The sequence below is a fragment of the Anaerolinea thermophila genome (assembly GCF_020723905.1).
GTDB classification, from domain to species: domain Bacteria; phylum Chloroflexota; class Anaerolineae; order Anaerolineales; family Anaerolineaceae; genus Anaerolinea; species Anaerolinea thermophila_A.
In genome coordinates, this window is record NZ_DYHZ01000004.1 from 303041 (window position 1) to 326014 (window position 22974).

Genomic DNA, 22974 nt, shown 5'->3' on the forward strand with positions numbered 1-22974 from the left:
TTTTGCATGGATTCTCAGCCAGCCTTCCCTACCCGTGCATTGTTCCAGTTTCTGTTGAGCCTGCTGGGGCTTATCTCGGCGTGGCTCATGGCGCTGGTGATGCTGGTGATGGGAGGGCTGTCGTACGTCTCCGGTAGCGCCCTCTTCCACACCACAGCAGAGCCTCTGCTGGCAATGGGCTGGGTGTTCGGTCTGCTGGGAGGGGTGGCAATTCCTTCTCTGTGGACTTCGGGAATGCGCCTGTTCGGCAGAGAACCCGAGCCGGTGCGCCTGAATCTGGTGTCGGCGTCGCTTGCCCTCTTGCTGGTACCGCTCGTCATTGTCATGGGGGCGGGCATCCTGCAGGCAGATGGCGCTCTGCGCCTGTTCATGCCCTTCCTGCAAATTGCGGTGGTGGTCATCCCTGCGCTGTGGCTGGTGGCGTACCTCACCCGTCCCGTCCAGCCGGTGCGCGCCGGGCGATTCTGGGGCGCCATGAATGTGGGGGTGTTCTTCAGCACCCCGCTCATCCTGCTGGTAGAGGGTTTGCTGCTCGTCTTCATTGGACTGGCAGTGATGGCTTTCCTCTCTACCCGTCCCGAGATGCTGCAGGCGCTGGAAGACCTCTCTTCGCGCCTGCTTAACGCGGGGGGCGATCCGGAGGTAATTTTGCGCATTTACCGCCCCATTCTGCGCCATCCCATGGTGCTGTTTGGCACGGCGGCAATTTTCACCGTGATTGTCCCGCTCATTGAAGAAGCCCTCAAGCCGCTGGCGGTGTGGCTGCTGGCAGGCGACCGTCTGACCCCCGTCGAGGGGTTCTGGCTGGGCGGGGTGTGCGGTGCGGGTTTTGCGCTGGTGGAGTCGCTTTTTTCGGTTCTCGGGGCAGATGCCACCTCGTGGATTGCCCTGGCGGTTGGACGAATCGGCACAACCACCCTGCATATCACCACCGCTGCGCTGATGGGCGGTGCGCTGGCGCAGGCGTGGCACTCGCGGCGCTATGAACGCCTGGGCTGGACGTATCTGCTGGTGGTGGCGCTGCACGGTCTGTGGAATCTGCTGGCGCTGACCAGCGGGCTTGCCCGCGTGCTGGATCCCGTCCAGCCGCTCAAAGAGGTGCTTGCTCTGGCAGATCGTCTCTCTCCGGTGGCTTTGCTGGTTCTGGCGCTGGCATTGTTCTGGATCCTCGCCATTGAACGCACGGCGGTGAACCGTGCGGCGGTATCGTCCGCGCTGGTGCCGGAAAATTCTTTTGAACGCAAGGAAAGTTAAGACTTTATGGATGTTTTGCTGGAACTCTTTCGCTGGTTTGTGGACTTTGTCCTGCACATGGACCGTCATTTACCCCAGATCGTCAACGATATTGGCATCTGGGTGTATGCGGTGCTGTTTCTGGTCATTTTTGTGGAAACCGGTCTGGTGGTGACGCCCTTCCTGCCCGGCGATTCTCTGCTCTTTGCGGCAGGGGCAGTTTCGGCAACCACCAGCTTACATCCGCTGATGCTGTGGGCATTGCTGGCACTCGCCGCCGTGCTGGGTGATACGGCAAATTACTGGATCGGGCATTTTGTCGGTCCAAAGGTGTTCACACAGGAATCGCGCTGGTTCAAGCGGGAGTATCTGGACCGCACCCATGCCTTCTATGAAAAGCATGGCGGGAAGACCATCTTCCTGGCGCGCTTCATCCCCATCATCCGCACCTTTGCGCCTTTTGTGGCGGGGATCGGCCGCATGCGCTACGGCTACTTCATCAGTTATAACGTGATAGGCGGAATTGTGTGGACGGGGTTGTTCATCGGCGCGGGCTATTTCTTTGGAAACCTGCCCATCGTCAAAGAGAACTTCTCTCTGGTGATTCTTGCGATCATCCTCATTTCGCTCGTCCCTGCAGTGGTGGAATATGTGAAAGAAAAAGCGCGTCCCCGTCCCGCAGTGGTGAAGGAATAAAGCGCATCTTTTCTTCAGGTTGGGAGTTATAAAAAGTATGGAACATTCAATTTCCCAGACCAAAACCAGCCGCAAACCGTGGATGGATCGTCAAAAACTGCAGGTCATTTTCGATAAACTCATTCATGCGCTCACCCGCCCGGAGTTTCACGGGGTGGAAAACGTGCCTCAGGAGGGCGGTGTCATCCTTGCCACCAATCATATGAGCCGCATGGATACCCTGCTGCTGTTCATCAACCCGGCGCGTAAGGACGTGACCGCGCTGGTGGCAGACAAGTATCAGAAGTACCCCCTCTTTGCGTGGATTTTGCGCACCGGCGGCATCATCTGGCTGGACCGCGAAAACGCCGACTTCGGCGCCCTGCGCGCCGCAGTGGAGGTACTGAAGAAGGGCATTGCCCTGGGCATTGCCCCGGAAGGCACGCGCAGTCGCACCGGTCAATTACTGGAAGGCAAGCCCGGCACGGCGCTGGTAGCGCTGCGGGCGGGCGTGCCCATTGTCCCCACCGCCATTGCCGGCACCGAAAACGTCTTCCCGCGTATCTTCACCCTGCAGCGCCCGCGCATCTCGGTGACGTTTGGCAAGCCGTTTGTCCTGCCGCCGCTGGATCGCGACCACCGCGACGAACAGATGAAGCGCTACACCGATGAGATCATGTGCCGTATTGCCGCGCTGTTGCCGGAGAAGTACCACGGCTTTTACCGCGGGCATCCGCGCATCCGCGAGATTCAAGAGGGTATTCATCTGGATTTGCAGGGGTAGAGTCTCCCTTTGCCGCTTTGCAGGAAGCCGTGAAGTGCACGGCTTCCTGTTTTTTGTTTTCCGTCCGGCGTAAAATTTAACATCTGTTCTAAACACTTGACAAAACCTGCCCCCGAAGGCACAATAAAGACAGGAACTCCTTCCCTGACGTACTTCGGAGAGCGGGCATGCCCGGTGCCTGGTTTGCTTTTCATCCAGATTTGTGGGCGCTACTGCCTCACGCGCGGCGCCGCGAGGTCTTCTGGCTGACCTTTCAGGGACACCAGTCGCTCAAGCACCTGATCGAGTCGCTGGGCGTACCCCATACCGAAATTGGCGAAGTGCGCCGCAACGGTCAGGTGGTGGAGATGAACCGCGCGCCTGCCGAAGGCGACCGCATCGAGGTTTTGCCGGCACAGCCGCAGTCCCTGCCCATCCCGCCGCGCTTTGTGCTGGACAATCATCTGGGCAGGCTGGCGGCATACCTGCGCATGCTGGGCTACGACAGCCTGTACCGCAACGATTTTGATGATGAGGAACTGGCGCAGATTGCCATTCAGCAGGAACGCGTCCTGCTGACCCGCGACCGCCGCCTGTTAATGCGCAAAGGCATCCGCTTTGGGCACTGGGTGCGCAGTCAGAATCCGCGGGAGCAGGTTACCGAAGTCGTCCGGCGCTTTTGTCTGAACCACCGTCAGGACGCCTTTCAGCGCTGTTTGCGCTGTAATACCCTCCTGGAAGCGGTAAGCAAGGAGAGCGTGCTGGATCAACTGGAGCCGCTCACCCGTCTGTATTTCGATGAGTTTCACCGCTGTCCGTCCTGCGGTCAGGTGTACTGGAAAGGCTCGCACTACGAGCGCATGCTCGACCTGATTCAGCACCTTCCCGACCTCTGACCGTCCATTTTTTTAAGGGAGCCTCTCATGAATCCGAAAATTGTTGAACGTCCCGCCTTTACCGTGCTGGGATACCGTTATCAGGGCAAAAACGAGAATCAGGAAATTGCTGCCATGTGGGAGCAGTTTCTACCGCGGATGGGGGAGATCCGCACCACCAATCCTCTGGAATCGTTTGGCGTGTGCCGCATGCTGCCCGGCTTACCTCCAGGCGAGTTCGAGTACATTGCCGGGCTGGAGGTAGATGTCGATCATCCCGTACCGGAGGGCATGGTCAAGGTGAACCTGCCGGCGGCGCGCTATGCCATTTTCGAGCACCGCGGGTCGCTGGAAACCCTGCACGAAACCTTTCGGAAAATTGCCCATGAATATCTGCCGCACAGTGGTCTGACCAGGATTACGCCGGAGGTAGATATTGAAGTGTACGATGACCGCGTTTTTCGCGGCTTTTCCCCCGATTCCATCCTGTATATCTACGTAGCGGTGCAATAAATGCACTTGAGCCGCGGCGGTCTCCAGAAGAGGCTCGCCGTGGCTCCTGTTTTAACGGGGAATTTCAGGGCGTCTAGCGGTTGATCAGCGGGAGGAAGAGGGACTTGCCGTTCCCTGCCCACAGACGGTAGCGCACATCCTCGCCCCACAGGCGGGCATCCAGGGCGCGGATTTCCAGTTCGTAGCGTCCGCTGGCGGGGGCTTTCCAGCGCAGGGCAGTGGATTGACCCAGCCCGCCCGCCGATTGCTCGATCAGCGGGGTGGAACTGCCCGCCGCGTACAGGCGCACCTGCACGGCGGCGCCGCCGCCCTGCGAGAGCACGAGCAGGGTCAGGTCTTCGCCCGCGCTGGCATCAAAGGCAATCCAGTCCACATCGTTCTGGCACAGGCGGTGATCGGTGGGCGTGGCATTGAGCAGGCGCACGGGGATGCCGCTTCCGCGGGTGCCGTCCACCGCGTCAAACGCATCGGGCGTGCAGGCGCCGTTGAAAGTGACCGTGGCTTCTGCGCGGTTGGGGTACTCCTCAACATTGCCTGCCCGATCCACCGCGCGCATCTGGAACTCGAACTTGCCCGGCGACATGAGGAACCAGCCGCCGCGCGCCCCGGCAGGGAAGGTGACGGGGTAATTCTGCCATGCTCCGCCCGGGGTGCGGTACTGGAACTCAAAGCGTTCGATGTCGTTCTCGTAGTCCTGTGCCTGCCAGGTCAGGTACACGGCAGTGCTGTTGACCGCGTCGTTGCGGGCATCCAGCGCGCTGGAGGGGGCGGTCTTGTCGGGTTGCAGGTCGGTGATGAGCAATCCGTTGCTCCCGCCGCTGGCGTTGGTTGCCAGGATGTAGAAGGCGCTCCCGCTGGTATCTTCGGTGGGGTTGAAGATTGCCCACCAGCCATCGGCGGGGGTGGTATCGCTGGCGAACTTGACCCAGTTGCGGTTCTGCCAGTCGGCGGGGTGCCAGTAGAAGTCCACCCGGGTAATGCCCCCGCCCATGGGGTCGTCCTGCACCGCCGCTTCGACGATGAAGGGGATGATGGGCAGTTTCTTCGGGTCGGTGGGCTGGGTGAGCGTCAGCGAGAGCGGACGCACGGCGCCATTCTGCACGGCGCTCAAACTCAGGTCGTACAGGTGACTGGCGTCGCCCGCGCCGGGGTGATTCCACGCCCGCACGCGAATGAAGTAGGTACCGGTGCGCGGCAGGCTGGTGACGATGAGCGAGTCGGTGTTCTCCTGAACCTTTTCATCGTCGTTTTCGTCTACCACGTCCACGCCGCTGGAATCCAGCAGGGAGACAAAGGTATCCAGCACACTGCCGGGTTTGTCGTGGAGGGCATTCAGGTCAATGCGCACGGTGGCGCCCGCCGAACCGCTGAATGAGTAGAAATCCACATCCCCGCCGGGGCAGATGGTCAGGTCGGTCAGGGTCTGTCCGATGGCAATGGGCTGAGCGGTGGAGGGGCTGTTGTTATTGTCGGCGCAGTTGGGCGGCTCCACACCCGTGATGCTGACATCGTCCACTGCCCAGCCGTAGCCGCCGTTGTTCAGCGCGTCTACGGTGTCGAAGTGGAAGCGCAGGCGCACGGTTTTGCCTTTGTAGGCGTCCAGCGAGATGGCGGGGCTGTCCAGCCAGAGGATGTGCTGAGAGTCGTCGCTGAATCGATACAGGTCGGTAAAGGGTCCGCCGTCCACCGAAATCTGCACCATTCGCTGATCGTAGTAACCACTCCCGAAGGTCTGGATGGAGTACGTCCAGCCCTCCACATCGCTGAAGGATTTGAAGCGCAGGTACATGGTCTGACTGGCGGGCAGGGAGATGGGCGGGGAGGTCAAATCTCCGGCGCGGTAGGTGGAGTCGTTGAAGGAGGTGCCGTTGGTGAACGCCCAGGCTTTCGTTGAAGGCTTGCCGGTGCGCTCCACCTGACGCACGCTCCACAGACCCGTTGCCGTCCAGCCAGAGGTGTCGCCCTCGAAGTCAAAGGTCACCGGCGCAGTGACGGGCGCCGGATTGGGCAGGCTTGCCGCGTCTACGGTGAAGGTCAGGTCGGTGTTGTTGGTGGTGCCCTGTCCCTGTGCGGTAACTGTCCACTGATACGTGCCCGGCGGCAGATTGCCTACCGACCAGGTATGGGTGTTTGCGGCGGGCATGGATTTGACCACCGTTGTTCCCTGCATCAGGCGGGCGGTAAAGGTGGACGCGCCTTCCCCGCCCGTCCATGCCAGCACCAGCGAGTCGGTGCTTTTGGGGTTGGCGGGGTTGGGTGCGGCGGTGGAGTTGCCGTCGGGGTCTATCAGGTTGCCGGGGAAGGTCAGGAAGGGCTCATCCACCTGACTGGTGCAGGGCTGTACGACAATGGAAGAGACCGTTTTCGCGCCGATGCGGTTATCGGCGAGGTTGGCGTCAGAGGCGTTGAAGGTCTCGCTCCGCCCGAAGGGGTTGGCATTGTCAGGATCGTAGAGGGTGGCGCAGGTGCCGCTGGCAACCTGAATGGACTGAATGGCGTTGTTCAGCGTGCCCAGCGCGCTGGCGTTGTGCTGTCCCGCGCCCAGTTTCAGGCAGGCGCCGCCGAACTGTGCGTCGGCGTACACGCCAATCTGTCCGCTGGAGGGGGTACAGGCGGGAGCAGGCGGTGGGGTGGAGGAAGAGGAGCAGGAAGCGTTCTTGAAGATCTGCCGCAAGCCGGTAAAGCGGTCTGCCCAGTTACCTTCTACATCGAAGATACGCACTGCCAGCGCAAAAGGACCATCGGGGATGCCCGCGCTGCACAGATCAAAATCTCCGGCGAAAACGCCGTTGCCCACACTGGCGTTGCCCAGCGTGCGCCAGATGCCGTCGTAGTTAATCAGCACCTGCACGCGGGCAATGCCCAGATTGTCGCGCGCCGTGCCGCTGACCGAAAGGGTGCGCGTGGTGAGGGTTGCCCAGGGGAAGGGTGTATCCAGCGAGCCGGTGGGCGGATTGGCGCCCACGTTGCTGGAGGTGAGGTAGTCGTCATCGCCGCCGCCCTTCTTGCCGTCGGCGCCCATGGAGCATTCTGTGCCGTAAGAGGGGTATTTGATGGTCTCGGCGCAGGTGCGCGGCTCGCCGCCGTTAAACGGCACATCGCTGAAGAGAATGCGCACCGAAGCGCCCCACGAATAGGCGCTGTTGGTGGGCGAGGTGTACACGTGGAAATGCAGGTGATGATCGGTGCTGTAACCGGTATCGTCCACGTTGCCGATGTAGGTGCCCTGCGGTACATACGTGCCAATGGTCAGATTATCGGGGATGGAGTTGTAGGCAAGGTGATAATAAAGTTGATACGTGGTGGGAACGGTGGAATCGTCCTGCAGAACCAGGTAGTTGGTGCATGAGGTACTGCCGTTGGGGCAGGACTCTTTGTAGGCTTTCACCACCCCCCCTTTGGATGCCAGCAGGGGGAACATGCGGTTGGAAGAGTCGGGATTCCAGAAGTCGTAAGCGTAACGGCAGTAGGTTTCGGAGCAGGAGTTGTAATCCAGAAAATGACCGATACTGCCGGTAATTTTGATGTTCAGCGCCTTAGACCAGGGCAGTTTGTAGCCGGTGAAGGTCTGCGCGGCGGCTTTTTCCATGGCTTCCTGCTGTTCAAGGTAGAACTGCTCCACCCCGGGGTCGCGCAGTTCATCGGGCAGGCTGGTCAGTTCACGGGCAAAATCGCGGGCGGTCTGCAGGGTCACCTGCCAGGCGTCGGACTGCGCCAGCAAGCCCCGCTCATTGCGGGCAATTGCCAGCCCCGGTTCGGTACCGATGAGTTCGCCCGTGTCGGGGTCGCGGAAAGCCAGCCATACCAGCGCGGTGCGCCCGTCGTTGGAGTAGAAAATCTCGTTGACCTCGGTTTCGTAGATCATCATTCCCAGGGCGCTGGGGCGCTTTGCCTGCACCTCGCGGGCAACGGCGGTGCGCAGGGCTTCCTCAACGGCAGGCGGGGGCGGGGTCTGGGCTTGCGCCACCCCGGCGCGGAATCGCTCTGCCGATTGCAGAATCATCCACAGGAAGGCGGCGGCAATCGCCAGCGTCAGAGCAGATAATCCAAATAAACGTCTCATGCCATCTCCTTAACTCTTCACAGACAATTCCCTCGGTAAGGCGTGCGGTGGAGGTGGGGAGAGGGCTTCAGCGGGACAGCGCAACGATAAAGGTATCCAGTGCGGTGGGAAGGTCGGCGTTTCCGGTTTTGACGGCGGTATCCATCTCAAAAAGGGTGCGGTAAATGGCTTCCAGTTGCGTGATGGAGAAGCGCCGTGCCTGCTGAAGGCTTTTTTCTGCCACGTAAGGGGAGGCGCTGATGCCCGCCTGCACGAATTCTGCCGCACCTTTGCCCTCGTCGAGCAGTTCGCGCGCCAGCAGGAGCAGGCGGAACTGACGCACAATCATCCCAAACAGGCTGAATTCATCCTCTTCCTCCAGCAAACGATGGAGCAAGTTCTGTGCCAGACGGGCGTTGCCTTCGGCGAGCGCGTCCATCATGGCAAAGAGACTGGCTTCGCCGCCCTGCGCGGTCAGTTCGGCGACGTCTTCGATCTCCACAGGGCGTTGAAAATTGACATAGGTGAGCAGTTTTTCAATTTCCTGCCGCGCCGTCTGGGTGTCGTTGCCCACATGACGGGTGAGTTCGGCGGCGGCTTCGGCGGTGAATTGACCGCCCAGCGCGCGGGCTTCTTTTTGAATCCAGGCGGGCATGGCAGAAAGTTCGGGCAGAGCGCAGAGGTGGTAATAGGCGCGCTTGCCCGCTTTCTGCATCCAGGTGCGGAACCAGTGTTTTTGGGGAAAGTGCACCCAGTTGCGCCGCTCAATGACGTCCTCGATGACCAGCACCAGCGCGGTGGTCTCGGGCAGGGCATCCAGCCGCTGACAGAAGCGCTCCCGCGCGGCTTCGGCGGTCAGGCGGGTAAAGGGGTGGGTGAGGATGACCAGCCGCCGCTCTGCCAGAAAGGGCATCGCGCCCGCGGCGTTGAAGATGTCGTCCTCGCTGGCGGTGCGTCCATCCAGACGGGTGAGGTTCAGGTCGGCAATACCGGGGTCGCCCATTTTTTCCAGCATGGCATGGATGAATGCCTGCATGGCGTAGGAATCATTGCCGTGAAGGACATACACAACGGGCTTTTCGCTCATCGCTCATCCCCGGGTCAGCACACGGTGGACAATCAGGTTGTTCTGTGCCTGGCGGGTAATGGCAAGGACACGCATACCGACGGGCGGCGCAGTGGTGATGCGCTGTTGAATCAGGGATCCCAGCGGGTACACCAGAATCAACGCCAGCGTGACCAGCGGGACGATGATGCTCCAGCGTTCCAGCCGCGAGCGCCAGTCGCGTCCCATGTTCAGCGAAGCGAGCCAGCCCACCGTTCCAGCGGCAAAGCCTGCCACGGCAAAGTTAGTGCCGCAGTTGGGGTGAATGGCAAGGCGGTACTCTCCCGCGTTCAGGCGCGCCAGGGCTTGCTCGACGGCTTCGTACACCTCATCGGTGGAGAGGTTGCCCACAATCCAGAAGCCGCGGGTGTCGGAGTAGCCCGCCACCATCAGACGGGGGTTGCGTTCAGCCAGTACCTGTAAGGTGGCGTGTTCCAGAGCATGGTTGCGGCGCATTCGCGCCACGGGAGTCCAGTCTAAAATGGACATGCGTCCTCCATCTTCAAAGGGTTTCTGCGTTATGGGGCGGTCTGCGCCACATCTGCCAGAGCGTTCAGCACGTTCATCAGGGCGGCGTAGTCGTCTCGCAGGAGGATGATGATCTCCTGCTGGGCGCGCTGAATCCAGTGGGGGTCGCCGCCTGCCGCGTGCGCGCGGCTTGCCTGAAGCAGGTGAGCGGCAAACAGTTCGGGGATGGGCGCCTGCTGGGCGCGCAGGATGTGGCGAAAGTAGCCCAGCCGTCCCGCGCTGGTGAAGCGCACCACCTCGGCGGGGGTGCAGAGATGAATCACCTCCAGACTGAGGGGGATGCGCGGCGGCAGAAGGTGGGAAATGTGCCCGTGATCTTCATAGCCCACGTGGAGCAGGTTGAACTCGATGGGCACGGTGCGGTTCTCGCGGTTGTCGCGCACCACCTCCTCGCGGATGTTGCCCGTGGCGGCTAACTGACGCACGGTGTTATCCTGTTCGATGTGAATGTTGTACACCAGCCCGTACACCTGATAATGATCATCCACGGGCAGGCGTACCAGACTGCCAAAGGCAGGCACATTTTCCTGCGTCACCCGGCAGCCCACCAGACTTTCCAGAGTGGATGCGCCTAACAGTCTGCCAAAACCGGTATTCATGGTCATGCTCTCTTACCTCCGGCTGATGTTGTCTTTATGGCTCTGTTTATGAGAAACCTGCCCGGGTTCGGCGCCGCGGCGGCGGATTTCCATGGCAAGCATGTTCTCCAGCACCTGCCGTTCGTCGTAGTGTACCACGGCAATCTCGTGAGCGCGGTGCAGGGCATATGGATAGGGGTGCGCGCTCAACTGGCGGCACTGATCCAGCAAAATGCTCTGCACCAGCGCCACCCGGTCGGCATGCTTTGCCACGAAACGGGGAATTTCCACCCGCACAATGTAAGGATTTTCCTGCTTGCCCACGTTCAGGTAGAAGAAACACAGCGCCAGGTCTTCATCGTCCATGCTGAAACGCTTCGCCGACAGGGAGTGGATGCCAAACAGCGCCGAACGTGCGCCCGGTGCAAGGATGCGGGAGAACAAATCCACATCGCGCACCCCCCACAGAGGGCGTTTCTTTCCGGCGTCTCTGAGGCTTTGCGCCTCGCGCAGGATGACCAGTTCCAGCAAACTGACGACGTAATCGCTGCGCGGGCGGTCCACGTAGCCCGCGGTGATGATGCCTTCTTTTTTCATCTGCGAAAGCACGCTCAGATAATCCTCGAACGCCTTCTGCAGGGTGTCATCCTGCTGGGGCTGGCGGTACAGTTCCAGCGGACCATCGGTGAGGGTGATGAGAGGGCATTCCTTCTGGCGGAATTCCAGCGCCTGTGTCAGCAGAAGACCGCGCTCGCGCAGGTCGCGCTGCAGGGCGAGCATTTCCTCGCCCAGAGGGACGTGATTGGGGTAGAGTTCGTCGAAGAGCAACATCTCGCTCTTCACCCGCTCCAGCGGACTGGCGCCCGTTTGAAAGGCAAACAGCCCCGTATTGATGACGCCAAACTCCACCGCGCGGTGAGGGTCGGGGGCGATTTGCGAACCGTCGGCGGCAAGCAGTATCCAGTGCTCCGGAGCGGGTTGTTCATCAAAGGAACCGTTCAGTGCTTCATCAGAGGGTTCGGCACAGCGCAGGTTGGACGCCAGATGGCTGACCTGATTGAGTAACTCGCGCAGGTCGTTCTGCTTTTGGGAATATTCCTCAAGCAGGTTCAGGGCTTTCTCCAGCAGGTCCTGCTTCTCCTGTGTGCGGCTTTCCAGTTGGGTCAGTTTCTGCTGAATTTGTTCGCGAATTTGCTGAAAATTGACGGGCATACCGGTTTAACCTGTTGTTTCGATTATACTGTTTTTTGGGAACTTTTCTGCGCTCCCTGCGTCTTATTTCACAGAACGAAAAAAACGAATTTCACTTCAAGGAGTTGGTTATGAACCTCAAACGGATCTCTGTATTTTTCCTCCTGCTGGTCATGGTGGCACTGGTTGCCTGCCAGGCTGCGCCGGTGGCGGCAGGCGGCGGTCAGCCGCAGGTGCGCACGCTGAGCGTGAACGGCAATGGCAAGGTGTATCTCACCCCCGATGTCGCCTACATTAACATTGGCGTCCAGAGCCAGTCGGAGAGCGTGAGCGATGCGCTCAACGAGAACAGCCGCAAAGCCCAGGCCATTGCGGATGCGCTCAAAGAACTGGGCGTGGAGGAGAAGGACATCCAGACCTCGGCGTTTAACATCTACCCGCAACAGCAGTACGATCCCGACGGCAAGATGATCGGCATCCTCTACATTGTGGATAACACCGTTAACGTGACCGTGCGCGATTTAACCGTGCTGGGCAAACTGCTGGACGCCGCGGTGCGCGCGGGCGCCAATAACATTTACGGCATCACCTTCGACGTGGTGGACAAGACCAAAGCCATCACCGAGGCGCGACAACTGGCGGCGGCAGACGCCCGCCGACAGGCTGAAGAACTGGCGAAAGCGGCTGGCGTGAAACTGTCGGCAGTGCAGAACATTTCCTCTTACGTGAGTTCCGGACCGGCGCCGCTGTACGACGCTAAAGGTGGAGCGATGGCGATGGGGCAGGTGCCCATTGCCGCCGGACAGATGGTCATCAGCGTGGATGTGAACATCACCTACGAAATCCAGTAACATTCTTGCGTAAGTTTCCCCTCTTTCATCCCCTCCCACTGTCCCGGGAGGGGATGAAGGCTTGTTTTAACGCAGTACATCTTCCAGATCTTCCAGGTCGGTGCGCGAGGTCAGATCCACACTCAGCGGGGTGACAGAGACGACACGGTCGAACACCACTGCGCGGATGTCATCGTCGGGGGCGGTGTCTTCCAGACGCACGCGGGGCGAGGCGGAGACAAAGCCCTTCTGATCCCACCCGCCCTGACGGATGAGATAGGGAATATAGTAGCGGTGGCGCGACTGGCGAGTGACGCGCCAGGGGGTTTGCGGGGTGGCGCCCAGGGGCACATCCACTTTGAGCACGTCCACATCCACCGGCAGGGTGCGGGAGAGCAGTTTTTGCGCAAACAGGGCGGTGAAGTGCGCCGCGGTGGAGAAGTCCACCTGCGTGTAGGCGTAATACTCCTCGCCCTCGATGGCTTGTGAGACCGCCAGCGAGGGGATGCCCATGGCGCCGCCTTCCAGCGCCGCGCCCACCGTTCCGGAGATGGTCACGCCTGTGCCGATGTTTTCGCCGTAATTGATGCCCGAAACCACCAGTGCAGGCGCGCGCGGCAGAATTTCCAGCACGGCATGCAGGACACACTGTGCGGGGGTACCGCCCAGTGCGTAGGCGCGCACCGCTCCACCGTTCAACGGGAGAGTCACGGCTTCGATTTTGCCATCGCTGTTGGGCGGTAGACTGCGCCCCATGCTGGTCTGCTGTTCGCGCGGTGCAACCACAATCACCTCGCCCAGCGGGAGCAGGGCGCGGGCGGCGGCGTGCAGTCCCGGTGAGTGAATGCCGTCATCGTTGGTGAGTAAAATGAGAGGCTTATCCATACCCCTTCCTTCTGAAACATGTGCTTCTGACTGGATGGTATCACAGGTGCCCGGTGCGCGGCAAGAATGCCCCGTCAGTCTGCGGCTTTCTTTAAGAGGAAAAATCATCCCTCACAACATCACAAAGATTGCTCTCTACGGGAAGAACCGCTTTTCTCAACTGACTGTATAATGAAGGTAACCGGTTTGTTTGCCCTGTTTATTCCCTACAAGGAGGTTGCTATGCCCTCGCTGGATCAGGTTTTAGCGGTCATTCTGGGCGGTGGACGCGGGAGCCGTCTGTACCCGCTGACCAAGTTGCGCTCCAAACCCGCCGTTCCCATGGCAGGCAAATACCGCCTGATTGATATTCCCATCAGCAACTGCATCAACTCACATATTTACCGCATTGCCGTGTTGACGCAGTTTAACTCGCACTCTCTGCACCGCCACATCACCCAGACCTATCATTTTGACGTCTTCCACACCGGCTGGGTGCAGATCTGGGCGGCGGAGCAGACCATGGAGCACACCGACTGGTATCAGGGCACGGCAGATGCAGTGCGCAAGCAACTCTTCCAGATTCGCGCCACCCGCGCCGAGTATGTGCTGATTCTGGCAGGCGATCATCTCTACCGCATGGACTACGACAAAATGGCAGCCTTCCACTGGGATCACAACGCCGATATCACCGTGGCAGTGCAGCCGGTGCGTTCGGAGGACGCCCCGCGCTTTGGCATCCTGAAACGAGACGCCGATGGGCGCATCCTTGATTTTGCCGAAAAACCCAAAGATCCCCAGCGCCTTGCCAATCTTGTCAGCCGGGATGACCCCACCCGTCCCTATCTGGGTTCGATGGGTATTTACTTCTTCAAGACCAACATCCTGGCGGGCTTGCTGGAGAGCCACGACTTTGACGATTTTGGCTCGGAGGTCATCCCCTACGCGCTCCAGCACTATCAGGTGTATGGGTACGACTTCAGCGGCTACTGGGAGGATATCGGAACGATTCGCTCGTTCTACGAGACCAATCTGGCGCTGGCAAGCCCCAACCCGCCCTTTAAACTGCACGATCCGGATCGCCCCATTTACAGCCGTCCGCGGTTCTTACCCGGCACGATTGCCGAAGACTGTGTGCTGGAAAACGTCCTGCTGGCGGAAGGGTGTTGTTTGAAGCGCGCCGAAATTCGCCACTCGGTGATTGGTTTGCGCAGTCAGGTGCGCTCCGGTACGGTGATTCGCGACAGCATCCTGATGGGCGCCGACTACTACGACCGTGGCTGTGCGGAAAACGGCGCCGATGCCGGTATCCCCCCCGCCCTGGGCATTGGCAGAGATTGCTACATTCAGGGCGCCATCATTGACAAAAACGCGCGCATTGGCTCGAATGTGGTCATCAAATCCTTCCCGCGCGATACCAACCGTGACATGGGACTTTACGTGATCAACGACGGTATTGTGGTCATTCCCAAAGATGCGGTCATCCCCAGCGGCACGGTGATCGCTCCGGAGGCTTGACCGGACGAGGAAAGGAGACCCATCTATGCAAACCCTGCGTGTTGCCCGGGTGCGTTCTCATGCCAGACTGCCCAACCGCAAACACCCCGAGGATGCCGGTCTCGACCTGTACGCCGCAGAAACGGTGATCGTGCCGCCACACAGCCCCGGAATTGTGCCCACCGGCATTGCGGTGGAGATTCCCGGGGGGTATGTGGGCTTGCTCAAACCCAAGGGGCGGAACGATCATCTGCTGGGCGCCGGGGTGATTGATGCGGGCTATCAGGGGGAGATTCTGGCAAAAATTGTCAATCCGTTTCCCCATTCGCTGGTCATCAATGCGGGCGAAGCCATTGGACAACTGCTCATCCTGCCCATCCTCACCCCTGCTGTGGAGGAAGTGACCCCCGAAGAACTGCGCCAGAAACCCAGCGAGCGCGGCAGTAGCGGTGGCATTGTGGATCAATACCTGCTCCGGTAACCGGCAGGTTGAAGGAATCAGCGGGGGGCGGAGAGCATCTTCTGCAGGTCCTCGAACGAGCGCACCTGAGCAATCTGACGCAGGAACGCCGCCAGCGAGGGGGACTGTTCGCGCAGTTTACGCACCGCCGGACCGACCGGATCCTGTCCGGCGGCTCCCGTGCCGCCGGGTTCGTCGTTGTACGCCCCGTAAAAGGCAAAATACGCCTGATTGAGTTTGCGGATGGCGTAGCCGTGTTCCCAGAAGAACTGACGGCGCGCTTCCATGTAGGCTTCGGCTTCTTCAATCTTCCCCTCTGCCAGCAGTTCATCCACCTTCAGGCGGGTGATGCGCATCTCGCGGTTGAAGTTGAAGGCTTGCGGCTCGGGGGCTTCGCCGTCTCTGGGGGGAGCGGGCGGCGGGGGTGGCGGCGGCAGACGCTCCGGATAAAACCGTTCAATGACCCGCCTGCCGATTTCCTTTCCGGCAAGGCTGGCGGTGGTCTCGTTGATGGTGCGCATTTCCGGCGAAGCGTCGTACCGCATGCCCAGCGGGCGCAGAGTGAGGTAATTGTGCGTCCACTCGTGTGCCACCACCTCCACCAGCCAGTTCAGGTCGGTGGTGCTCATCACCATGGTGGGGTACACGCCCACCCCACCAATGCCCACCACCAGCGTGGAGCGGTTCAACCCCTGCGCCACTGCGTCTTCAATTGCCACGCGCTGTTCCAGCGTCAACCCGGGTAGCAGGGAGATGTTGGCTTCCTGCAGGATGCGGTCGCGCGGGGAGACGATCAGGGCGTAAGGCAGAGGGGTGACGTGATACAGCACCGGCGGGATGGGCTGTCCCAGCGTGCTGATGCCCATTTCCGTCAGCACTGCGCTGACCTGCGATTGAATCACCGCTTCCGCCAGCGGTGCCAGCCGCGCTTCTTCGGCGCGGGCTTCGAGCAACTGGCGGTTGAGGTCGGCGCTGGCGCTTTGCGGGTCTTTGACCTGCGGGTCGGCGTAGATAAGGGCAATCTCACTGCTCAGACGCTGAATCCTGCCCACCAGGTCAAGGTAGTCAAAGACTACCTGACGCTGTTCGAGGATGTTCAGGTAGCGGGGCGCGCTGAACCCTGCCATCTGTCCCTTGAGCAACAGGGCGTCCAGCATCCAGTCCTCATAATTGAATTCCTGCCAGCGGGTATAGGCGCGCACCTGCTCGATGAAGGTCAGGGGCTGGTAATCGGCGCGGCTGAGGATCACGGCTACCGCCATCAACGCCAGGGTGTTGAGAAAAGCCCGCCATGCCACTCTCAGTGCGCCTTCGACGACTGTCATGAGAACCAATTATAACGGCAATCAGAGGAGACCGTTTGATCGGAAAGAAGTTTGGACAGGGGTGCCGTGTGTCCCTCCTGCGTGTCGAGAGGGGTTTCGCCGTGGGGGTGAAGCCGTGCTTTCCAAAGCCTGGCAGGGCGCGCCGTGTCTGCGCGAAAGGCGAGAAAAACCTGTTATCGTTCAAATGCAAAACTGAATTCTGATATACGTCAATTAATTTGACAAATAAGCGCGTTTTTCCTACAATAAGAAAGGCATTTCCCCAAACAAAACAGGAGTGGATTATGCGTGCTTCTCTCTTTCGGACGGTGTTGAGTGTGTTCATTCTGCTCAACCTGTTGTTTGTTCCGGCTGTCTCTCAGCCGGTCTCAGCCGCCCCGCTGGCTGCTCCGGCGGTCTCGTGGTGTGCGGCAGGGACGTTCAACGGCTGGAATGACACCAGCCAGCCGCTCTACGACGACGGTACTCACGGCGACCTGCTCCCCGGCGACGGGGTGTACTCGGTTGCCCTGACCCTGGCGGCAGGAGACTATGAGTGGAAAGCCGTCGAGTGCGGTAACTGGGGGAATTCCTTCCCTACCGGAGAGAATTCCTGGTTTACCTCCGACGGCACCCGTTCTGTGGTGCTGACCTTTGATACCAACAACCACGCCGGCGATGCCGGCTGGCAGTTGATGCCCGCCCAGAACATCCTGAACGCGCTGGGCGGCACCCTGCCGACGTCCTTCACCGTGGTGGGCAACTTCCAGGGCTGGAACAATGCCAACCCCGCCACGCAGATGACACCCGTCGGGCATGGGCTGTTTGCCTTGCAGTACACCTTCACCATGGATGGCACCACCGAAGTCAAAATCACCGAGACGGGCGGATGGAGCCGCCAGTTCACCGTCAACGGGCGCCAGAAGGATGGCGCCACAAAGGTGATTAACTACACTGCCGGGCAGACCTACATCTTCCTGCTGGATACCAGCACCGGGCGCTGGGGGGCTTTCCTCAACGCAACCGGCAGTGGGAACTGGTGTGTGGCAGGTGATTTCAACGGCTGGGACAATTCCTCCACCCCACTGTACGATGACGGCACCCACGGCGACCTGCTGGGTGGCGACGGCATCTTCTCGCGTACGCTCACTATCGCCACTGCCGGGCGTTACGAGTGGAAAGCGGTTTCCTGTGGAAACTGGGGAATCTCCTACCCGGCACAGAACGCGTGGCTGGTTACCGCCTCGGATAACGCCGATGTCCTGATCACCTTCGACACCAACGACCACGCCAGCGATGTGGGCGCCAAACTTCTACCCGCTCAGCATATTGTCCACGTGTACGGCGATGTCCTCCCCGCGACCTTCAATGCGGTGGGATCGTTCCAGGGATGGAACAACAACGACCCTGCCTACACTCTGACTTCTCTGGATTACTGGGCGTATGGGGTCTTCCCGCTTCCCAAAGGCTCCTACATTGGCAAAATCACCACCACGGCTTCGTGGGATGCCTTTGGAGCCGATGGACGCTCCAAAGATGCCGCCAATGTGGCTTTTCAGGTGTATGCCAACAATGACCCGGTGCGATTCTTGCTGAACACCGCCAACGGACGCATGCTCATCTTTGCTCCTGTGCCTCAGCAAGCCTCGCACGATAACGACATCTGGTGGAACGACCTGTACCACAACAGCCGCGATACCTTCTACCGCACGCCGGGCGGTCCAGTGCCCACCGGTACCCCCGTCACCCTGCGCTTCCGTGCGGCAAAGAACGACCTGACCGGTGTGCAGGTGCGCGTGTACAACGACCGCACCAACACCCAGACCCTGCTCAACATGACCCGCATCACCGCGGATGACCGCTACGAGTACTGGGAAGTCATCCTGCCCGCCAGCAGTGTGCCTACCGTGTACTGGTACCGCTTCATCGCCATGGACGGCACCGCCCGGGCATACTACGAGGATGACGCCACCCGCGACGGCGGCGCCGGGCAGACCTTTGCCACCAGCCCCGATAACTCGTGGCAGGTGAGCGTGTACGATCCCGCCTTCCAGACCCCCGACTGGGCGAAGAACGCCATCATCTACCAGATCTTCCCCGACCGCTTCCGCGACGGCAATTCGGCAAATAACAAACCCGCGGGGACGTTCTTCTACAATGAAACCGGCGGGACAGTCTTCCGCTCGCTCGACCCCGAAGGCGACTGGAATACGCCGGTGTGCGATCCACGCGCCGCAGGAGCCTGCCAGGGCACGTACTCCAAGAACTTCTACGGCGGCGATCTGCAGGGGTTAATCGATCAACTGGATTACCTGGAGGATCTGGGCGTCACTGCTATTTACCTCAACCCCATTTTTGAGTCGCCCTCCAACCACGGCTACGACACCACCGACTTCAGCAAGATCAACCCCTTCCTTGGCGACCTGACCACCTTCCAGATGCTGGTCACAGAAGCCCACAGTCGGGGAATCTACATCATCCTGGATGGGGTGTTCAACCACACCTCCTCCGACAGCATTTACTTTGACCGCTACGGGCGCTATTCGCAGGTGGGCGCCTGCGAAAGCCCGTCCTCGCCTTACCGCGACTGGTACTTCTTCACCGATGTCACCCCCGGTACGGGTGTGTGCGCCGGTTCGGATGGCACTCCCAACGCCGCCACCTACCGCTCATGGTGGGGCTACGACAGTTTGCCCATCCTCAACTCCGCCAATCCAGAAGTGCGCGCCTTTATCTGGGATGCGCTGACCACCGATCCCATTGCCAAGTACTGGATGCAGTGGGCAGATGGCTGGCGTCTGGACGTGGCGGGCGATATTGATCAGGGGACGATCAACAGCCCCGATAACGACTACTGGGAAGGCTTCCGCAATGCCGTTCATGCCGTGAACCCCGATGCCTACATCGTCGGCGAGGAGTGGGGGAACGCCACCTCGTGGATTCTGGGCGGCGAGTGGGACGCGGTGATGAATTATCAGTTCAGCACGGCGGTGCTGGGCTTCTGGCGCGATGAGCCGTTCATCGATAACGACCACAACTCCGCTTCCTCGGCGGGCATCATCCAGCCGCTGACGCCCTCACAACTGGATGCGCGCCTAAAGAACCTTGCCGAGCGTTACCCGCCCGAGGCGCTCTACGCCATGATGAACCTGCTGGGCAGTCACGACACCAACCGTGCCCTGTTCATGCTGGATCACAACACCGACCAGAATGATCCTGCCCTGTATCAGAATCCCAACTACGACTGGAGCGACGCCATTGCCCGCCTCAAAGGTGTGACCCTCCTGCAGATGACCCTGCCCGGCGCGCCCACCATCTACTACGGCGATGAAATCGGGCTGGTGGGACCGGTGGCGCACGACGGCTCTACCTGGCAGGACGACCCCTACAACCGCCAGCCTTACCCGTGGCTGGATGAGACCGGTACGCCGTTCTACACGCATCTGCAGTCCCCCACGGCGCGCCAGGACCTCTTCAACCATTACGCCACCCTGATTGACGCGCGCAAAGCCTATGACGCGCTGACAGTGGGCGATTTCCGCACCCTGCTGACCGATGACGCCAGCGGCGTGTACGCCTTCGGGCGCAAGTCGGCTTCCTCTGCCGCGGTGGTGGTGCTTAACCGCAGTACCAGCCCGCGCAGTGTGAGCCTGGATCTGAGCGGCTATCTGCCTGCCGGAAAGCAGTTCACCGAAATCTTCACCAGCGCCAGTTACACCGTTTCCGCCAGTGGCACCCTGACGCTGAGTGATGTTCCCGCCCGTGGCGGTCTGGTGCTGGTGGCAACTCTCTCCGAAACTGCCCCTGCCGCGGTGAGCGATCTGCACGTCACCGCTGAAGGCGACGGCACCGTCTCGCTGGCATGGAGCGCAGTGAGCGGCGCGGGACGCTATGACATCTACCGCAGTCTGGTTTCGGGCGGCGGCTATCAGAAGGTGGGCGAAACCACTTCCACCACCTACACCGATACCGGTCTGGCCAACGCCACCCGCTACTACTACGTGGTGGTGGCGGTGAACACTACCACCCTCCTGCAAAGCGGCTACTCGAACGAAGCGATGGGCTTGCCGCGCCTGACCATTGGTTGGGCGAACCTGCAGTGGCCCCCCTCCATTACCCACACCATTGGCACGACCCCCACGGAATACATCTACGGGCAGGTGTATATTGACGGTGTGACCAGCCTGCCCGGGCCAACCCCCGGTTTGCTGGCGCAGGTGGGCTATGGTCCCGACGGCTCTGACCCTGCTACCAGCACTGCCTGGACGTGGGGGGACGCCGAGTTCAACGGCAATGCTGGCAACAACGATGAGTTCCGCGGGCGCCTCCTGCCTGAGGCGGTGGGTACGTTCGATTACGCCTACCGCTACTCCACCGATGGCGGCATCACCTGGGTGTACGCTGACCTGGACGGCATCAACAACGGTTACGATCCCGCTCAGGCGGGCGCGCTGACCGTCAACCCCTCCAGCGACACCGAAGCCCCCACCGCACCGGTGCTGAGCATTGTCCACTGGACGCCAACCAGCATTCATCTCTCATGGACGGCTTCCACCGATAACGTGGCGGTGTACGCCTACGATATCTACCGCAGTCTCACCAGCGGCGGCGCCGGCGAGAAGATTGCCCGCGTACTGGCGCCCGCTACCACCTACGTGGATACCTCGGTGGTGGCAGGCACGACCTACTACTACACCGTCAAGGCGCTGGATACCTCCTTCAACGCTTCCGAATTGTCGAACGAGGTTGGGCAGAAAGCCGAAGCCCGCATGGTGGAAGTGACCTTCAACGTCACGGTACCTTCCTTCACCGTGGGCACGGTGTACTTCACCCGCGTCATCAACCCCGACGGCACGGTGGGCGACTGGAACCCCGCCGCCGTCCCGATGACGCAGGTGGATGCCACCCACTGGAGGCTGGTGGCAAACCTGCTCGACGGGCAAACCGTGGAGTTCAAGTTCACCCGCGGCTCGTGGGATACGGTCATCAAGGGCGCCAACGGCAACGAGGAATTGAGCAACCTCTCGCTGACGGTGATCCACGATCAGACCACCGGAAAGCAGACCTTCGATTACACCGTGCTGAACTGGCGCGATCCGCTGATCACCGCGTTTACTCCGGCGAATGCTTCGACGCATGCCACCGCCCCCGCCATCACCTGGACGTGGAGCCAGGCAATCAACCCTGCCGACCTGAAGGGCATGCTGGAGCGCAAGGTGGGCGCTAACTGGGTGCCGGTTTCCGGCACGGTGTCCTACGATAGCGGCACGATGACCTGCACCTTCACCCCCGCTCAGCCACTTCCGTACAACACGCAGTACCGCGTGACCGTCAGCGGGCAGGTGGATGCCGGCAACGATGTCCAGCAGGTCACCTACCAGTGGCAGTTCACCATCCAGCCTTTCGTGCTGTACTTCCCGCAAATCTACCGCGCGCCATAAGCGCCCGGTACGGTAAATCGAAAACCTCCCGTTTCTCCCTGAAGCGGGAGGTTTTTTTATGAAAGATTAACGGGATTCCGATATAATTCTAATAGCGGTCGGGTATGCTCAACGACAAGGCAGGCAGAAGCCAGAAAAGGAGTGAGAGATGATGACCTCCAACTTTATCGTTGATGTGAATGAAGCCGATTTTGAATTTGAGGTGATTGCTTATTCCCAGAACACGCCCGTTCTGGTGGATTTTTGGGCGTCGTGGTGCCAGCCGTGCCGCCATCTCACCCCCATTCTGGAGGGGCTGGCAAACGAGATGCAGGGCGCTTTCCGCCTCGCCCGTGTCAATGTGGATGAAAATCCCAATCTGGCGTTACGGTACGGCGTGCGCAGTATCCCGACCGTGAAAGCCTTTGTGCAGGGTCAGGTGGTTGCCGAATTTGTCGGGCTTCAGCCCGAAGCGCGCATCCGCGAGTTCATCCAGAACCTCATGCCGCCATCTCCGGCGGCGCTGGCGCTGGAAAAAGCCTACAGCCTGCTGGCGGAACAGCAGTGGGATGAGGCGGAATCCCTCTTCCGCGATCTGGAAGATCAGGAAGGACTGCGTCCGGCGGTGCAACTGGGCTTGCTGAAGAGCGTGCTGGCACAGGGACGCGGCGGCGAAGCCGCCCTGATTCTGCGTGACTTCCCGCCCAGCCGGGAATTTTCTTCCGCTGAGAAGATGCGTCCGCTGGTGGAAGCGCTGGTGAAGTACGAACGCAACGAACTGCCCAACGAGACCGACCTGGATGCCACCTTCATCAACGCCATCCGTCTGGCGCGGCGGGGCAATCTGGAAGCCGCCATGGATGGCTTGCTGGATATCCTGCGGCAGGACAAGCGCTACCGCAACGATCTCGCCCGGCAGGTGATGCTGGGCATTCTGGAACTGTACGACCCCAACGACCCAACCGCGCGGCAGTACCGCAACGAACTGGGTATGGTGCTGTTCTAACGGGTGAAGAATCCTGTCAGCCGCCGGAGGAAAACTCCGGCGGTTTTGTCTGCCGGCTGCCCGAAGGAGTATGCACTGGACGGGTTCACC

General features: G+C 60.5%; 17 protein-coding genes. 10 read left to right on the top strand and 7 right to left on the bottom strand.

Annotated features, from left to right (window positions below; translation table 11 throughout):
- Positions 1–6 precede the first annotated feature (6 nt).
- From LHF31_RS08160 to LHF31_RS08180, 5 genes are all read left to right on the top strand, one after another.
- Positions 7–1254 carry a PrsW family glutamic-type intramembrane protease gene (locus LHF31_RS08160; protein WP_298010781.1) on the top strand — a complete coding sequence of 416 codons (1248 nt, stop codon included), beginning with the start codon at positions 7–9 and terminating at the stop codon, positions 1252–1254.
- Positions 1255–1260: 6 nt separating this feature from the next.
- Complete coding sequence (locus LHF31_RS08165; RefSeq protein ID WP_298010778.1) at positions 1261–1929, top strand: DedA family protein; 669 nt, start codon at positions 1261–1263, stop codon at positions 1927–1929.
- A 37-nt stretch (positions 1930–1966) separates the two neighbouring features.
- Entirely contained in the window at positions 1967–2692 is a 726-nt protein-coding gene (locus LHF31_RS08170; protein WP_298010775.1) for a 1-acyl-sn-glycerol-3-phosphate acyltransferase, read from the top strand.
- Positions 2693–2859: 167 nt separating this feature from the next.
- A complete protein-coding gene (locus tag LHF31_RS08175; RefSeq protein WP_298010772.1) occupies positions 2860–3567 on the top strand; it encodes a Mut7-C RNAse domain-containing protein in 708 nt (235 codons plus the stop codon).
- A 27-nt stretch (positions 3568–3594) separates the two neighbouring features.
- The gene (locus tag LHF31_RS08180) at positions 3595–4059 is read left to right on the top strand and encodes a GyrI-like domain-containing protein (RefSeq protein WP_298010769.1); all 465 of its coding nucleotides are present in this window, start codon (positions 3595–3597) and stop codon (positions 4057–4059) included.
- 73 nt (positions 4060–4132) lie between these two features.
- On the opposite strand, the gene LHF31_RS08185 is transcribed toward LHF31_RS08180, so the two are convergent.
- The 5 genes from LHF31_RS08185 to LHF31_RS08205 form a co-directional block, all read right to left on the bottom strand.
- On the bottom strand, positions 4133–8122 hold the full coding sequence (locus tag LHF31_RS08185) for a pre-peptidase C-terminal domain-containing protein (protein ID WP_298010766.1): 3990 nt from the start codon (positions 8120–8122) through the stop codon (positions 4133–4135).
- Positions 8123–8189: 67 nt separating this feature from the next.
- Positions 8190–9188: a DNA polymerase III subunit delta gene (gene holA, locus LHF31_RS08190; RefSeq protein ID WP_298010763.1), complete on the bottom strand. Its 999-nt coding sequence runs from the start codon at positions 9186–9188 to the stop codon at positions 8190–8192.
- A 3-nt stretch (positions 9189–9191) separates the two neighbouring features.
- Positions 9192–9695 (bottom strand): DUF6391 domain-containing protein, encoded by a 504-nt coding sequence (locus LHF31_RS08195; protein WP_298010760.1) that lies wholly within the window; start codon positions 9693–9695, stop codon positions 9192–9194.
- Positions 9696–9724: 29 nt separating this feature from the next.
- Entirely contained in the window at positions 9725–10339 is a 615-nt protein-coding gene (locus LHF31_RS08200) for a hypothetical protein (protein WP_298010757.1), read from the bottom strand.
- A gap of 6 nt (positions 10340–10345) precedes the next feature.
- Positions 10346–11524 carry a DNA double-strand break repair nuclease NurA gene (locus tag LHF31_RS08205; RefSeq protein ID WP_298010755.1) on the bottom strand — a complete coding sequence of 393 codons (1179 nt, stop codon included), beginning with the start codon at positions 11522–11524 and terminating at the stop codon, positions 10346–10348.
- A 110-nt stretch (positions 11525–11634) separates the two neighbouring features.
- On the opposite strand from LHF31_RS08205, the gene LHF31_RS08210 reads away from it, so the two are divergent.
- On the top strand, positions 11635–12354 hold the full coding sequence (locus tag LHF31_RS08210; RefSeq protein WP_298010753.1) for an SIMPL domain-containing protein: 720 nt from the start codon (positions 11635–11637) through the stop codon (positions 12352–12354).
- A 66-nt stretch (positions 12355–12420) separates the two neighbouring features.
- Here LHF31_RS08210 and surE read toward each other — a convergent pair whose 3' ends face one another.
- Positions 12421–13218 (bottom strand): 5'/3'-nucleotidase SurE, encoded by a 798-nt coding sequence (surE, locus tag LHF31_RS08215; protein WP_298010750.1) that lies wholly within the window; start codon positions 13216–13218, stop codon positions 12421–12423.
- Positions 13219–13440: 222 nt separating this feature from the next.
- Between surE and LHF31_RS08220 the strand changes: the two genes are divergently transcribed.
- Positions 13441–14715, top strand: a complete 1275-nt coding sequence (locus LHF31_RS08220) for a glucose-1-phosphate adenylyltransferase (protein ID WP_303774087.1) — start codon at positions 13441–13443, stop codon at positions 14713–14715.
- Between the two features lie 25 nt (positions 14716–14740).
- Complete coding sequence (locus tag LHF31_RS08225; protein WP_303774089.1) at positions 14741–15175, top strand: dUTP diphosphatase; 435 nt, start codon at positions 14741–14743, stop codon at positions 15173–15175.
- Positions 15176–15192: 17 nt separating this feature from the next.
- Here LHF31_RS08225 and LHF31_RS08230 read toward each other — a convergent pair whose 3' ends face one another.
- Entirely contained in the window at positions 15193–16479 is a 1287-nt protein-coding gene (locus LHF31_RS08230) for a hypothetical protein (protein ID WP_298010688.1), read from the bottom strand.
- Positions 16480–16763: 284 nt separating this feature from the next.
- On the opposite strand from LHF31_RS08230, the gene LHF31_RS08235 reads away from it, so the two are divergent.
- The gene (locus tag LHF31_RS08235; RefSeq protein WP_298010687.1) at positions 16764–21899 is read left to right on the top strand and encodes an alpha amylase N-terminal ig-like domain-containing protein; all 5136 of its coding nucleotides are present in this window, start codon (positions 16764–16766) and stop codon (positions 21897–21899) included.
- Between the two features lie 148 nt (positions 21900–22047).
- Positions 22048–22884: a thioredoxin gene (gene trxA, locus LHF31_RS08240; protein WP_298010686.1), complete on the top strand. Its 837-nt coding sequence runs from the start codon at positions 22048–22050 to the stop codon at positions 22882–22884.
- Positions 22885–22974: the final 90 nt, after the last annotated feature.

Bases quoted from the DNA above. Each gene is read 5' to 3' on its own strand.
- LHF31_RS08220 (WP_303774087.1), top strand. From the start codon at position 13,441: ATGCCCTCGCTGGATCAGGTTTTAGCGGTCATTCTGGGCGGTGGACGC.
- LHF31_RS08225 (WP_303774089.1), top strand. From the start codon at position 14,741: ATGCAAACCCTGCGTGTTGCCCGGGTGCGTTCTCATGCCAGACTGCCC.
- LHF31_RS08195 (WP_298010760.1), bottom strand. From the start codon at position 9,695: ATGTCCATTTTAGACTGGACTCCCGTGGCGCGAATGCGCCGCAACCAT.
- LHF31_RS08200 (WP_298010757.1), bottom strand. From the start codon at position 10,339: ATGACCATGAATACCGGTTTTGGCAGACTGTTAGGCGCATCCACTCTG.
- LHF31_RS08160 (WP_298010781.1), top strand. From the start codon at position 7: ATGGATTCTCAGCCAGCCTTCCCTACCCGTGCATTGTTCCAGTTTCTG.
- LHF31_RS08165 (WP_298010778.1), top strand. From the start codon at position 1,261: ATGGATGTTTTGCTGGAACTCTTTCGCTGGTTTGTGGACTTTGTCCTG.
- LHF31_RS08230 (WP_298010688.1), bottom strand. From the start codon at position 16,479: ATGACAGTCGTCGAAGGCGCACTGAGAGTGGCATGGCGGGCTTTTCTC.
- LHF31_RS08180 (WP_298010769.1), top strand. From the start codon at position 3,595: ATGAATCCGAAAATTGTTGAACGTCCCGCCTTTACCGTGCTGGGATAC.
- LHF31_RS08235 (WP_298010687.1), top strand. From the start codon at position 16,764: ATGCGTGCTTCTCTCTTTCGGACGGTGTTGAGTGTGTTCATTCTGCTC.
- LHF31_RS08175 (WP_298010772.1), top strand. From the start codon at position 2,860: ATGCCCGGTGCCTGGTTTGCTTTTCATCCAGATTTGTGGGCGCTACTG.
- holA (WP_298010763.1), bottom strand. From the start codon at position 9,188: ATGAGCGAAAAGCCCGTTGTGTATGTCCTTCACGGCAATGATTCCTAC.
- LHF31_RS08205 (WP_298010755.1), bottom strand. From the start codon at position 11,524: ATGCCCGTCAATTTTCAGCAAATTCGCGAACAAATTCAGCAGAAACTG.
- LHF31_RS08170 (WP_298010775.1), top strand. From the start codon at position 1,967: ATGGAACATTCAATTTCCCAGACCAAAACCAGCCGCAAACCGTGGATG.
- LHF31_RS08185 (WP_298010766.1), bottom strand. From the start codon at position 8,122: ATGAGACGTTTATTTGGATTATCTGCTCTGACGCTGGCGATTGCCGCC.
- LHF31_RS08210 (WP_298010753.1), top strand. From the start codon at position 11,635: ATGAACCTCAAACGGATCTCTGTATTTTTCCTCCTGCTGGTCATGGTG.
- surE (WP_298010750.1), bottom strand. From the start codon at position 13,218: ATGGATAAGCCTCTCATTTTACTCACCAACGATGACGGCATTCACTCA.
- trxA (WP_298010686.1), top strand. From the start codon at position 22,048: ATGATGACCTCCAACTTTATCGTTGATGTGAATGAAGCCGATTTTGAA.